The sequence below is a fragment of the Vreelandella sp. DA03-1M genome (assembly GCF_055725665.1).
Map to the genome: position 1 here is coordinate 4,110,695 of NZ_CM146798.1, position 13,942 is coordinate 4,124,636.

12 protein-coding genes are annotated in these 13,942 nt (G+C 56.6%); 3 read left to right on the top strand and 9 right to left on the bottom strand.

The features are described 5' to 3' along the window. Positions 1-72: 72 nt before the first annotated feature. From ACXUPB_RS19215 to ACXUPB_RS19230, 4 genes are all read right to left on the bottom strand, one after another. Positions 73-1,377 carry a TRAP transporter large permease gene (locus ACXUPB_RS19215; protein WP_472954083.1) on the bottom strand — a complete coding sequence of 435 codons (1,305 nt, stop codon included), beginning with the start codon at positions 1,375-1,377 and terminating at the stop codon, positions 73-75. Positions 1,378-1,421: 44 nt separating this feature from the next. Further along, positions 1,422-1,985 carry a TRAP transporter small permease gene (locus ACXUPB_RS19220; RefSeq protein WP_472954085.1) on the bottom strand — a complete coding sequence of 188 codons (564 nt, stop codon included), beginning with the start codon at positions 1,983-1,985 and terminating at the stop codon, positions 1,422-1,424. Positions 1,986-2,066: 81 nt separating this feature from the next. Continuing rightward, a complete protein-coding gene (locus ACXUPB_RS19225) occupies positions 2,067-3,050 on the bottom strand; it encodes a TRAP transporter substrate-binding protein (protein ID WP_035560634.1) in 984 nt (327 codons plus the stop codon). A 36-nt stretch (positions 3,051-3,086) separates the two neighbouring features. Next, a complete protein-coding gene (locus ACXUPB_RS19230) occupies positions 3,087-4,070 on the bottom strand; it encodes a LysR family transcriptional regulator (protein WP_472954088.1) in 984 nt (327 codons plus the stop codon). A gap of 360 nt (positions 4,071-4,430) precedes the next feature. Here ACXUPB_RS19230 and ACXUPB_RS19235 point away from each other — a divergent pair, with 360 nt between their 5' ends. The 3 genes from ACXUPB_RS19235 to ACXUPB_RS19245 are packed head-to-tail and all read left to right on the top strand — an operon-like array spanning position 4,431 to position 6,843. Beyond that, complete coding sequence (locus ACXUPB_RS19235) at positions 4,431-5,183, top strand: 5-oxoprolinase subunit PxpA (RefSeq protein ID WP_035560627.1); 753 nt, start codon at positions 4,431-4,433, stop codon at positions 5,181-5,183. A 5-nt stretch (positions 5,184-5,188) separates the two neighbouring features. Further along, complete coding sequence (gene pxpB, locus ACXUPB_RS19240; protein WP_179915593.1) at positions 5,189-5,896, top strand: 5-oxoprolinase subunit PxpB; 708 nt, start codon at positions 5,189-5,191, stop codon at positions 5,894-5,896. Then, entirely contained in the window at positions 5,893-6,843 is a 951-nt protein-coding gene (locus tag ACXUPB_RS19245; protein ID WP_472954091.1) for a 5-oxoprolinase subunit C family protein, read from the top strand. Before pxpB ends, ACXUPB_RS19245 begins: the two co-directional genes overlap by 4 nt. Before the next feature lie 12 nt (positions 6,844-6,855). Here the strand turns inward: ACXUPB_RS19245 and ACXUPB_RS19250 are convergent, their stop codons facing one another. The 5 genes from ACXUPB_RS19250 to ACXUPB_RS19270 all read right to left on the bottom strand — a co-directional run bounded on the left by ACXUPB_RS19250 (position 6,856) and on the right by ACXUPB_RS19270 (position 13,866). Further along, on the bottom strand, positions 6,856-8,355 hold the full coding sequence (locus ACXUPB_RS19250) for a sodium:solute symporter family protein (protein ID WP_472954093.1): 1,500 nt from the start codon (positions 8,353-8,355) through the stop codon (positions 6,856-6,858). Continuing rightward, positions 8,348-8,536 carry a hypothetical protein gene (locus tag ACXUPB_RS19255; protein ID WP_035560619.1) on the bottom strand — a complete coding sequence of 63 codons (189 nt, stop codon included), beginning with the start codon at positions 8,534-8,536 and terminating at the stop codon, positions 8,348-8,350. The genes ACXUPB_RS19250 and ACXUPB_RS19255 overlap by 8 nt, the downstream gene beginning before the upstream one ends. 140 nt (positions 8,537-8,676) lie before the next feature. After that, positions 8,677-10,830 carry a catalase/peroxidase HPI gene (katG, locus tag ACXUPB_RS19260; protein ID WP_035560616.1) on the bottom strand — a complete coding sequence of 718 codons (2,154 nt, stop codon included), beginning with the start codon at positions 10,828-10,830 and terminating at the stop codon, positions 8,677-8,679. A gap of 236 nt (positions 10,831-11,066) precedes the next feature. Continuing rightward, positions 11,067-12,071, bottom strand: a complete 1,005-nt coding sequence (locus ACXUPB_RS19265; RefSeq protein WP_472954096.1) for an aldo/keto reductase — start codon at positions 12,069-12,071, stop codon at positions 11,067-11,069. A gap of 28 nt (positions 12,072-12,099) precedes the next feature. Beyond that, a complete protein-coding gene (locus ACXUPB_RS19270) occupies positions 12,100-13,866 on the bottom strand; it encodes an ABC transporter transmembrane domain-containing protein (protein ID WP_472954099.1) in 1,767 nt (588 codons plus the stop codon). Positions 13,867-13,942: the final 76 nt, after the last annotated feature.

Here is a 13,942-nt window from a genome sequence, read left to right on the forward strand (position 1 = left end):
ATGAAGCACCCGTTAACCATCCAGGCCTGCATGACAGCCGCCTGGATGGTTAAGTGTGGTCGATAGTAGCCTTTAACGGGTCATGGCCTCGGGCAGGTAGAGCGCGATACCGGGAAAGAGATGCATTAAGGCGATCGCCAACAGCATCAGCAGGAAGAACGGCAGCGTGGCCTTGGTAATGGTCAGAATATCTTTACCCGTCAGCCCCTGAATCACGAACAGATTGAAGCCAACCGGCGGCGTAATCTGCGACATTTCGACGACGATCACCAGATAGATGCCAAACCAGATCAGGTCAAACCCGGCGGCGCTCACCAGCGGCATGATAATCGCAGTAACCAGCAGAATCAGCGAAATACCATCAAGAAAGCAGCCCATGATCAGCAGCAGCAAGGTGAGTGCGATCAACAGCATGGTGGGTGAAAGCCCCATTTCACCAATCGCCTGCGCCAGCTTCATCGGCACCTGGGTGAAGCCCATGGCCGAAGTCAGGAAAGACGCCCCCGCAATGATGAAGGCGATCATGCAGGCGGTACGCACAGCGGCAAACAGGGAGCTCTTGAATATCTCGCGGTCAAAGTGACCATTGAAACGGGCAATCACGATCGACAGCACCACACCGACCGCTGCGGCCTCCGTGGGTGAGGCCAAGCCACCATAGATCGAGAAGATGATGCCGCCGATCAGCAGCAGAATGGGCACCAGCGACCAGGTGTTGCGCAGCTTTTCGCCAAAACTCATGCCTGACTCATCTTCACCGGTCAGGCCTTCGCGGTTGCCTTTCAATAGCGCCCACAAAATGAGATAGCTCATGAACATCGCCAGGATCATCAAGCCTGGGCCAATACCCGCCATAAACAGTCTGGAGATCGACTGCTCGGTGACCACGCCGTAGACAATCAGCACGATGGAAGGCGGAATCAACAGCCCTAACGTAGAGGCACTGGCCAGCGTGCCAATCGCCATGTTGCTATCGTAGCCACGCCGTTCGAGTTCCGGCAGCGTCATTTTGCCCACCGTGGCGCAGGTGGCAGCCGAAGAGCCGCACACCGCGGCAAACATGCCGCTGCCAATGATGTTGGTATGCAAAAGGCGCCCCGGCAGGCGGTTTAACCAGGGAGACAGACCGCGGAACATATTGTCGGCGAGCCCCGAGCGAAACAGAATTTCGCCCATCCAGATAAACATGGGCAGCGCGGTAAGGTCCCACCCATAGCTGGCCCCCCAAAAATCAGAGGCCAGGATAGAAGCTGGTGAAAACGAGCTGAAGAACTCGAGTGTTATCCAGGCAGTACCAATCAGCGCGAAGGCGATCCATACCCCGCTCCCCAGTAACAGCACAAGCGTAAAAATGGTGGCGAGACTTAGTAGCAGCACGATGAGCTCTCCAATTTAGAGGGCAGGTGAGTGAAGGTCGCCATTTAGTGGCCCTCGCTTTCATCTGGGGCCGTCGCTTCGCGAAAACTTGAAGGATCGCGAATAGCGATTCGCACCGCCATGAACAACGCTTCAGCCAGCGCCAGACAGAGCAGCCCTACACTGCTCGCAAGTACCAGCTGGGGAATCCAGAGCGGAATCGACACAAATCCTGAAGACACATCGTTGTATTGAATGCTCTCTCGCGCCAGCCCCACCAGGCCATAACTGAGCATCAGACTGATCGCCAGGGCGATGATGAGGCCAAACACTTCAAACCACACACGAATGGCAGGTGGCAGCCGAGTAATCAACAGCGTCACGCGAATATGGGCGTGATGCACAAAGGTGTAGGCCAAGCCCAGAAAGGTCGCGCCGACTAATAAGTAAGACGCAATTTCTGAAACGCCGGTAATACTCAGGCCTAGCCGGCTCAAACCTACCAGCACCAGCAGGGCATCTACCAAGCGGAAGGTTACCTGGAGCGCGATCAGCGCACAGATAGCCACCATGCACGCCGCCGCACCCCAAGCACCGAGGCGATAGAGTTTGTCGAATTTAAACGTCATGTTCGCAGCCTCATGAAGCGCACGGGAAAAGCAGGAACGGAGACGTTGCCCCGCCCCTGCAAGAGACATTGAAGCCGGAGATTAGCTGTCGCGTTGCTCGCGGTAGTTTTCCAGCGCCTGCTTGGCTTCGTCGTCAGCACGGGACTGCCAATCTTCAAACAACTGGTCACCGGCTGCTTGCAGCGCCTCTGAAACGGCTTCGTTTGGCTCAGAAACTGAAATACCGTTCTCTTGCAGTGCAGCCAAGCTGGCGTCGTTATCTTCGCGGCTCATCTCCCAACCACGTTTTTCAGCCTCAGCGGCGGCTTCCATCAGTGCTTCCTGGGTTGCTTCATCCAGGGCATCGAAACTGCGCTGGCTGATGAAAACGATGTTTTTCGGCAACCATAGGTTAGCGTTGGTGTAATCGGTAACATAATCCCACGCCGCCATGGAGTTGCCGGTAGAGCTTGAGGTGATCATGGCATCCACCCGGCCAGTGCTAAACGCAGTGGGTATATCAGACTCTTCGGTTTCAGTGGGGCTACCGCCCAGGTTATCGACAAAACGCTGGGTATTGATGTTAGGTGCACGAACGCGCAAGCCTTCAAACTGCTCGGGGTCAGTAAGCGGTTCAGAGGTATAGATACCTTGCGCAGGCCAAGTGACGGCGTAGAGCGGAATCAACCCTTCATAGGCAAACAACTCGGTGATCATCGGCTTGGTGGCTTCCCACAGCGCGTAGGCATCGTCATAGCTGCCTGCCACACCGGGCAGAGTATCCACTTCGAAAATGGGGTCATCATTGGAAAGCACGGAGAGGAATACTTCGCCCGCATCAATGGTGCCACGACGAACCGACGGTTTGATCTCCCCATGGGCGACAAGAGAGCCACCGCTATGCACGGTAATGGTTAGCTCGCCATCAGTGGCTTCTGCCACATCGTCGGCAAACTGCTTGGTGTTTTGGGTATGAAAGCTGGCATCACCGTACGGCGTGGCCATGGTCCACTCAGCCGCGTGAGCCGTCACCGTCAGACCGCAGGCTGTTGCCAGTAGCAGGGTGGAAGTTAATGTCTTGCGCATTGTGAAAACCCTCTTGTTTCTATTAATAGTATGGAGCTAATGGTGTGTTGCGTCGGTGGTACCAGAGGAGGCGCTGCTGGGTACCCAGCGCCCAGAGAAAAGTGTTGTTGTCATATCGGCACGGCGCGCCTGGGCATAGCGGCAGGCGCACTCCTGTGCCAGCCGAGCAACGCCCCGGCAAAAGCGTGGGTGGTTAGCGTTGCGCCATATCACATCATAGTGCATGGCGGGTAACGGCACCGGCAGTGACAAGCGGTGGAGCTCTCCTCGCTGCCACTCTTCCAGCACGGTGGCGACCGGCAGCGCGCCAATTCCCAACCCTTCGGTAGTCATACGCACAATCGTCATTAATGTACTAACGCAATGAATACGCGGGCTGGCTACGCCCTGCTCCGCTAAGTACCGCACCAACTCTGAGTGGGGGCGCGCCTGTTTACCAAACGAAATAAACGGCAGTTGCTTAAACCACAGTTCGGCACTGTCGCTCAGCAGCTTGGCATGCCGCGGGGAAACGAACATGCCCATTTCATAAGGGCTCAGCGACTCGTACTCGATCTGCTTTTGAGGCGAATAGCCATTCATCGCCAGCACAATATCCAATTCATTACTCAGCAGCCGCTCATTCAGAACCGACGAGTAATCAACCGTCAATTCAATAATCAGCCGCGGATACCGCTCGGTGAGCAGGCGCATAAAATCGGGGAACCAGCTATGAGCGATGGTTTCAATTGTGCCGAGCCGCAATGGTGCAGAAAACGCCTCTTCACTATCGAATAGCTTCATCGCCTTATCACGTTGGTGCAGCATGCGTTCAGCGTGCATAAAGAACTCGCGGCCGCGCATGGTGGGCTGGATAGGCCGAGCGGCGCGCTCCAAGAGCAGTTCCCCTACCGTGGTTTCAAGACGCGAAATACGCTCGGAAACAGAAGGCTGAGTAAGGTGCAAGCGGGTCGCTGCCTTACGGAAAGAGCCGAGCCTCACCGCCCATACAAACGCCTCCAGTTCTTTAAAATCGAGCATAATGACTCGCCTACAAATGACTTTCTGGGATAAATAAGCATCGTCGTGCTGATACGTAAAGCTGGCTGCAGAGAGCTAACCCCTTGGCTATCGGGTAACTGTATATTTATTTAACTATGCAACTTTGAGACCACTCCCTGCAGGGTTATCCCACCAACGCTATTATCACGCCCCGCCCTTACTGTGATAAGCGTATCGTGCCCAAGCGTCAACCATTTTTCCACCAAATAACAATATGATAGGAGTGACCGATAGTTAGTATCGTCAAAAACGATTGGCACTGAGCTTGCCGTGTTCATATATTGGTGGTGGATTACAAATCAGCTTCAGCCAACCACAGCATCAACGACAGGAGTCGCTATGGCCATTCCCCTGCTTAATTGCGATATGGGCGAAAGTTTCGGCAACTGGACGATCGGCCTAGATGCCGATGCGATGCCTTACGTCGACTGCGCCAACATCGCCTGTGGTTTCCACGCGTCCGATCCTCATGTGATGCGCCGCACCGTCAAGCTAGCAGTTCAGAATGATGTTCGTATTGGCGCCCACCCTGGTTACCCAGACTTGATGGGCTTTGGGCGACGCTCCATGGCCTGCTCGCCGGAAGAGGCTGAAGACATGGTGCTCTACCAGGTAGGCGCCCTGGCGGGCATTTGCCAAGCCGAAGGCACCCAGTTGAGCTACATCAAACCTCATGGCGCGCTTTATAACGACATGGCCGCCAACCCGGCGCTGCTCGAAGGCGTCATGCGCGCCGTGCGTGCTTACGATCCGAGCCTGCCGCTAATGATCATGTCGACTGCTGACCCCGAACCACATCGCGAGCTGGCTGCCAAACTGGGCATTACCCTCTGGTTCGAAACCTTTGCCGATCGCGCTTACGACGCCAATGGCCACCTGGCCTCGCGCCGGCTACCCAACGCCGTGCACCACGACCAGAACACCATTGTGAATCAGGCCATTAAGCTGGCCAAAGGCGAGCCGCTCACTGCACTCGACGGCACGCCGCTGCACCTAGCCTGCGATACGCTTTGCGTTCACGGTGATAACCCTGAATCGGTGGCGGCGGTGCGCGCTATTCGCGAGGCCTTTCAGGCGCTGGAGCAGGCGTGAATCCCATTAGTGAAAGAAGAGTTGAAACCGCCGCCATGGATGCCTTGATGGTGAGACTGTTCGACACCATCGACGAGGCCAACATGGCCTGGGTGATCGCCGCCGACCAAGCGCTGCGCGGTGCTTTCGGGGCTGCCTTGATTGATTTAGTGCCCTCTTACACCACACTGCTAGTCCATTACGACTGCCAGCAAATGAATCACGCCGAGGCGCTCGGTCTGATCAATAAGGCACTTTCCGGCCTCGAACCTGCCGACACTCAGGCGGGTGAGCTACACGATATTCCCGTGTGGTATGACGAAAGTGTCGGTCCCGAACTGCCTCTGGTCGCCAAACGCGCTGGCTTGAGCGTTGACGAGCTGATACAGCAGCACTGTAACCATGACTACTGTGTCTTCGCGCTGGGTTTCGCGCCCGGCTACGGCTTTATGGGCTTAGTCGATGAAGCAATAGCGACGCCGCGCCTAAAAACACCGCGCCGTAAAGTAGCCGCAGGCAGTGTGGGCATTGCCGATCGGCAAACCGCGATTTATCCGCTGCTCTCACCCGGTGGTTGGAACATTCTTGGCCGTACCAATGTGCCGCTATTCGAATACGCCAAGCGCGGCGAACCGCTGTTCCGCCCTGGCGACAAGGTGCGCTTTAGAGCGATCTCCCGTGCGGAGTTTGAAGCGGACGGTGGCGATACCACCCCAATGGAGGAGCGCCCATGAGCCACGTCGCCATCAATAAAAAACAAAACGCCATGGTCGTTAAACAAGCGGGGCCACTCGCACTGATTCAGGATGCCGGCCGGTTTGGGGTTGGTCATCTAGGGGTTACCCAGGGCGGTGCCGCCGACTGGATCTCATTTCGCTGGGCCAACTGGCTACTCGGCAACGCCTTAAACAGCGCCGCGTTAGAAATTGTGATGGGCGGCGGTTTGAGTTTTGAAACCGAAAGCGAAGTGCGCCTGGCCTTGACCGGCGCCGATCTAGACGCTCAGTTGGATGGCAAACCGCTCGCACCCAATACCAGCTTCAAGCTAATGCCCGGTCAGTGCCTAGTGTTTCGCCAACCGCGCCAAGGCCTGCGCGCCTATCTCGCCTTTCCTGGCGGGCTAAATGCACCGGAGGTGCTTGGCAGTCGCGCCTGCACCGCCCGCGAGCAACTGGGCGGCCTGCACGAAGATGGTAAACCGCTAAAAGTGGGCCACCGCTTGACCTGGAAAGGCACCGCTTCGGCGGTTCGCCGTATTGCGGAAGGCCAAGGCCCGCAGATGCCAGCATCAAACTGCCGCCTACCCATCGTGCTCGGCTCGCAAATCGCCGCCTTCAGCGGCCGCTCCCTTTTCCAAGCTTTCAACCAACCCTGGACAGTGGATAATCGCGCCGATCGTATGGGCGTACGACTGACCGGCCCTGCCTTGCATGGCTCGCTCACCGGCATTATTTCCGAGGGCATTCCCTTGGGGGCAGTGCAGGTTCCACCGGATGGTCAGCCTATCGTGCTGATGAATGATCGTCAGACAATAGGCGGCTACCCACGCCTGGGAGCCCTCACGCCGAGCGCCTGCACCGCCCTGGCCCAGTGCCTGCCCGGCTCCCAGGTATGGCTGACGCCGGTCAGCGCCAGCCAGGCGCAAGATGATTATCGACAGCAGCTAACGGTTTGGCGCTAAACCTGAAAAGCCTCAGTTAAAAGCCTTATGCCGACGATTTTTACCCAGCTCTTCAGCAATGGCGCTAAAGAAAGCATCCGTGGTGGCTTGATGAGGTTTGGTTACAAGGCTAACGCCAACAAACAGCACACTAGCGACTACAATGCCCCATACACCGGCAGGCAGCCCCAGCAGCGAGTTGCCGGTGGCGTACATCAGCAGCACAAAGGCACTGGTGCCCACCACACTGGTCAATGCACCGGCTGAAGTGCCGCGCTTCCAGTAGAAGGCGCCGATCAGGGCGGGCACCATGGCTACCAGACCAGAGGAAGCAGCCACCGACAGCACCGCAATAAGGTCAAGCTGTAGCTCGGCGAAGGCCAACGCCATTAACGCAATCACCGGCACCACAAACTTACCTACCAGCAGTTGGCGCTTTTCACTGACATTCGGTTTGACGTTGGCATAGACATCACGGGAAACCATGGACGCCAGCGTCAGCATAATCGAATCGATAGTAGAAACGGCGGCCGCCATGATCCCGATCATTACAATCACGCCTAACACTGGTGGAACAAACTCCGAGGCCAGCAGCGTGGGCGTGGCTAAATCTGCACTTTCAAGACTTGGGAAAGCCGCTAAAGCAGAGAACCCCCACAGCACGGAAACAATGGTGTAGATAAAGCCAAACACTAGGAAACCAAGCAGCATTTGACGCATAGAACGCAGCGACGAAGGCATAAACAGGCGCTGGCTGACTTGAGGGTTAGAAAGGCTAAAGAAGAACCACGGGATAGTAAGCCCCAAGAAAGTGACAAAGCTAAATAACCCAGGCCCAGGTACCGTCAGTGACTGCGGGTGTTCCGTTGCCAGCGTATTGAACAGCGCGCCAAAGCCGCCCAGGCCTTGAATCACCAGGCAGGCCACGAGTGTGGAAACCACGATCATCATGATGGCCTGGAGCGAGTCGGTCCACATGACCGAACGAATTCCAGCGATATAAGAGAAGAAGATAGCGACCACCGTAGCTAACACCACTCCGGTGGTAAAAGTAATTGCTCCATCGGTGATCCCTTGAAGCAGATAACCGATGCCAGCGAGCTGAACGGCCGAGTAAGGAATCAAGAAAATACAGCTGGCAATCGATACGGCCATGGCAACATGCTTGCTATTATAACGGTGACCCAGCATTTCACTTGGTGTCACAAAACCAAATCTTTTGCCGACGGCCCAGAATTTAGGTCCAAAAACAGCCACCAGGGAAACACCGGCAAAGTAGATAATTTCGAAACCTAGCGCCCCAACGCCACCAGCATAGGTAAGGCCAGCCAGCCCCACCATCATAAAAGCACTGTAAGTGGTGGCACTGTAACTTAGCGCGGAGACAAAGCCGTTCATTTGTCGGTTGCCTAAAAAGTAGCCCGACATGCTTTCTGAACCACCTTTCGCCGGGCCTTGGCGCGACAGAATGGCAATGCCTATAGCGACCAATAAGTAGATAGCAATGGACCACCAAATTAGCGATTCAGTCATCGCTGCGTTCCTTGAAATCTTTAGTGATAAACACGTTCAGAGCAATGATGACTAAGCCGGCACATGCCCAAAACAGAAAGCTGCCGTACCATTGCGATACATGGCCCAACAAGGTGTAAGGCACTACATAGCAAAGCAAGACGACTGCCCATACTAGCCATATCCATTTACTGCGTTTCATAAAGCGTCTCGTGTTGTTACGGCAAAATAACCAGGGAGCCTCTGATTAACGTTCATTCCTGCATTGAGCATATAAACACGCAATAAAAAAACCCGCATCCTGGGATGCGGGTTATTTGTTAGCACTAACGTATTTAGTGCTTAGGCGACGTCAAAGCGATCCGCGTTCATCACTTTCGTCCAGGCAGCGACGAAGTCTTTAACAAACTTCTCGTCGTTGTCGTCCTGGGCGTAGACTTCCGCGTAGGAGCGCAGCAGCGAGTTAGAACCGAACACCAGGTCAACGCGGGAGGCGGTCCACTTAACGGCATCCGTCTGACGATCACGAATCTCGTAGGTGTTTTTACTCACCGGCTTCCAGGTGTTGCCCATATCGGTCAGGTTGACGAAGAAGTCGTTGGTCAACTGACCTTCACGGTCGGTGAATACGCCGTGCTTGGTGCCACCGTAGTTGGTACCCAGCACACGCATACCACCCAGTAGCACGACCATTTCCGGCCCTGTCAGCCCCATCAACTGCGCGCGATCCAGCAGCAGCTCTTCCGGCTTCACGACATAGTCTTTCTTCTGCCAGTTACGGAAACCGTCAGCCAGCGGCTCTAGTGGCTCAAACGATTCGCCGTCGGTCATCTCGGCAGAAGCATCGCCACGCCCTTTCAGGAATGGCACGCGAACGTCGTAGCCTGCGGCTTTGGCGGCTTTTTCGATCGCTACGCTGCCGGCCAGAACGATCACGTCGGCAAGGCTTGCGCCAGTGTCAGCAGAAATCTTCTCGTACACGGCTAATACGCTGGCGAGACGCGCAGGCTCGTTGCCCTCCCAATCCTTCTGTGGCGCTAAGCGAATGCGTGCACCGTTGGCACCGCCGCGCATATCAGAACCACGGTAAGTGCGCGCGCTATCCCACGCGGTGCTAACCATATCGCTGATGCTCAGGCCGGCGTCGGCGATTTTCTGTTTAACCACTTCTTCGCTGTAGTCGGTGCTGCCAGCCGGAATTGGATCCTGCCAGATCAAGTCTTCAGCGGGTACTTCCGGGCCGATATAGCGTGCTTTCGGGCCTAGGTCACGGTGGGTCAGCTTGAACCACGCCTTAGCGAAGGTCTTCTTGAAGTACTCCGGATCCGCCATGAATTTTTCACAAATGGCGCGGTAAATCGGATCCATCTTCATGGCCATATCCGCATCGGTCATGATCGGATTGTGGCGAATAGAGGGGTCGCTGGCGTCAACCGGCTTGTCCTCTTCTTTGATGTCGATGGGCTCCCACTGGTGAGCACCAGCCGGGCTCTTGCGCAGCTCCCACTCATGGCCGAACAGCAGGTCGAAATAGCCCATGTCGAACTGGGTGGGGTGAGTGGTCCAGGCACCTTCAATGCCAGACGTAACGGCATTGCTTGCCTTGCCACCCATGGTCGGGTTGCCCCAGCCAAATCCCTGGTTTTCAACGTCAGAGGCTTCTGGCTCAGCCGCCAGCGCTGCCGCATCGCCGTTACCGTGGCACTTACCCACGGTGTGTCCACCGGCAGTCAGGGCAGCGGTCTCTTCGTCATTCATCGCCATACGGGCGAAGGTTTCACGCACTTGCTGACCAGTTTTCAGCGGGTCGGGCACGCCGTTCACGCCTTCAGGGTTCACGTAGATAAGCCCCATCTGAACCGCAGCAAGCGGGTTTTCCATGGTTTCAGGCTTTTCAACGTCGCCGTATCGCTCGTCGGAAGGCGCCAGCCACTCTTTCTCATCGCCCCAGTAGATGTCTTTTTCCGGGTGCCAAATGTCTTCGCGACCAAACGAGAAGCCGTAAGCAGGCAGACCCATGGATTCGTAGGCAACGGTACCGGCCAGAATCATCAGATCGGCCCAGCTGATCTTGTTGCCGTACTTCTTCTTGATCGGCCACAGTAGACGACGCGCCTTATCGAGGCTGACGTTGTCCGGCCAGGAGTTGAGGGGTGCAAAACGTTGGCTACCGGTACCACCGCCGCCACGGCCGTCGGCAAGACGGTAGGTGCCCGCAGAGTGCCATGCCATACGAATCATTAGACCGCCGTAGTGACCCCAGTCAGCTGGCCACCACGACTGGCTGTCAGTCATCAACGCGTGGACGTCTTGCTTGAGCGCGTCAAAATCGAGCTTTCTGACCTCTTCCCGATAGTCAAAATCTGCATCCATCGGGTTCGTTTTGCGGTCATGCTGGTGCAAGATATCCAGGTTGATTCCTTCAGGCCACCAGTCTTTATTCGACGTACCTGTGGAAGTATTACCACCGTGCATTACAGGACATTTACCACTCATCGCGCTCTCCCATCACTCTATTTTGTGTTAGTTGCTTTTTTCTTGGTGGTGCTCGCTTTCTAGCGACCAAGTCAACTGACGTTGAGCGTCGTGTACGTTGCCTTTCTGACTAGCACGGACACCTCACTCACTTGGTACTGTTTTAAAGCAGATCAGTCATAGGCACAATTTGCTTTTTGCGACCGCTCTAATAGTTTTTACCCATCACCCCTGTTAATACCCACTCCTTGTCGCTGCTAACGGGTGAACTCCTCGGTGTCGATATCCGCCTGCTGCGCCTCGCTATAGCGGGCACCCGCCACCTGGTCTGGCGTCATCATGGCATCCAACTGCTGCAGTGTGGTGACATCAAGGCGCAGCGTTTCCGCCGCTAAGTTTTCCCGCATATGATCAGGTGAGCGTGTCCCCGGAATGGGAATAATGTCGTCGCCTTTCGCTTTCAGCCAGGCCAGTACCAGCTGCCCCGGCGTTACGTTTAAAGCCTGCGCCAGCGTCGCAAGGCGTTCAAATAGTTTTATATTATGCGGGTAGTTTTCGGCGCTGAAGCGCGGCATATTACGGCGCATATCGCCCTCTTCAAGACGCGCTGGGTCTTGAATGGCGCCGGTTAAGAAGCCGCGCCCCAGAGGACTAAACGCGACCATGGCCGCGCCCACCTCTCGGCACGCATCAATCAGGGCGATTTCAGGGTTGCGCGTCCACAGCGAGTATTCCGACTGCACCGCGGCAATGGGATATTCGGTGACCGCGCGGCGCAGCGTTACCGCAGAAATTTCCGACAGCCCCACCCCACCAATCTTTCCTTCTTCCACCAAGCGCCCCAGCGCACCCACGCTCTCCTCGATGGGGACTTGGCGATCCAAGCGGTGCAGGTAGTAGAGATCCAAATGGTCGGTACGTAGGCGTGCAAGGCTGGCTTCGCACTGCTTGCGCAGGGTTGCCGGGCGGCCATCAATGACCCGCTTGCCTGATTCAGGATCCATCGCCATGCCGCATTTACTGGCCAGAAACAGCTGATGCCGCTTACCCTCCAAAGCTCGCCCAACCACACTTTCATTGGCCGTGGCACCGTACAGGGTGGCGGTATCAAAGTGGCGATAGCCCATATCAAAGGCCTCATCCAGCGCCCGTAAGGCTGCACTTTCCGGCACGATGCTGCCGTAACCGTGGGAGAGGTTCATGCAGCCCAGGCCAATCGAAGGGGCATTAACGGCGTTAAGGCGCTGAAAGAAGCTCGACATAGGTATTCCCATCGTTAAAAGAACCGTTTTATAACGTTTCACCGCCGAACTGCAACGCGGCTAAATGACGATAAAGTTCGCTGGTGTTGATCAGTTCCGCGTGGGTGCCCGCCGCTACCAGTTTCCCGCCCTCAAGCACCAGCAAGCGGTCAGCGGCGATGACAGTCGCCAGCCGGTGGGCGATCACGATGCTGGTGCGTCCGACCATCAGTCGATCCAGCGCCTGCTGCACTAGCCGCTCACTTTCTGCATCCAGCGCGCTGGTGGCTTCATCCAACAGCAGTACCGCAGGATTTTTGAGCAGCGCCCGAGCGATAGCGAGCCGCTGACGCTGTCCACCGGAGAGCTGCACCCCACCGGGTCCAAGGGGCGTATCAAAGCCTTGGGGCAACGCATCGATAAAGTCGAGGGCGCTGGCGTCCTGGGCGGCAATGCGTAATCTATCGATATCAGCCTCGGGGTCTCCGTAGCGTAGATTCTCGGCCACCGAGCCGCTAAACAGCACCGGCTCTTGCGACACCAACCCCATGGCTCCACGCAATGCCGTAAGGTCCAAGGTGCGAACATCACTACCATCAAGGGTGATACGCCCCTGGTGAGGGTCATAAAAGCGCAGCAGCAGCGCCAAGAGGGTGCTTTTACCCGCCCCCGAAGGCCCGACGATAGCGACCCGCTCCCCTGGCTTAATATGCAGATCAAACCCTTCAAGGGCTGGGGTTTCCCGGCCGGGGTAGGTGAAAGTGACGTTATCTAGCACAATTTCACCCTGCGAAGGTATCGGTAGGTGATGGGGATTCGCGGGCGACTGGATAACGGGCTGGGTATCGAGCAGCTCCAATAAGCGCTCCGCCGCGCCTGCCGCGCGCTGCACATCCCCCGCCACTTCAGCCAGTGTCGCAATAGCCCCCGCTGCCAGCACAGCATAGAAAATAAACGCTGATAGCTCGCCCGCACTCATGGTGCCGTCTAGCACCGCCTGACCACCCTGCCAGAGCATTAAGCCCACGGCAGTAAACACCACCAGCATGGCGACACCGGTTAACCAGGCGCGCTGCTGGGTGCGCGCTACGGCACTGCCAAAGGCCTGTTCAACCCGTTGGCCATAGTGGGTTTTATCCACCGCCTCGTGGGTAAATGCCTGGAGCGTTTTAATACCACTCAGCGCCTCCTCAGCATAGCGGCCAAGTTCGGCCACGCGATCCTGGCTGGTGCGCGAAAGCCGCCGCACCCGGCGGCCGTACCACACGATAGGCAAAAGAGTAGCCGGGATACCAATCAGCACCATCGCCGAGAGCCACGGCTGGGTGACCAGCATGAGCACCACGGCGCCTACCAGCATGACTAGGTTGCGCAGCGCCAGCGAGACCGAAGAGCCAAACAGGCTCTGTAGCACGCTAGTGTCCGCGGTCAGCCGAGAGGCGATCTCCCCCGCGGCACGGCCGGAGCTTGCGCTCTCGAAAAAACTCGGCTCTAAAGTGAGCAAATGATCAAACACGCGCTGGCGCAAGTCCGCAGCCAAGCGTTCGCCAATCCAGGTCACTTGGTAGTAGCGCAGCGCGGAGGCAAGCGCCAGCACCGTCACCACCGCTAGCATTAAGCCCAGCATTTGGGCCAGCGCCTGTTGATCCGCGGCGAGAAAACCTCGGTCGATAACTAAGCGCAATCCATTCCCCAGCAGTAGCACGCTTCCAGAGGCCATGAGTAGCGCTAAGCCAGCCAGTGCTAGCCGCGTGCGGTAGGGGCGCAGTAAACCCAACAAACGCAGCAATACTCGGGGGTTGGGGCGTTGATCCATGGTAGCGAATGCTCAATAGAAAGGTGGTATCCGACCATAGCAGGAGTGCCGGTGACTGCACAGAAACAAAAAAGCC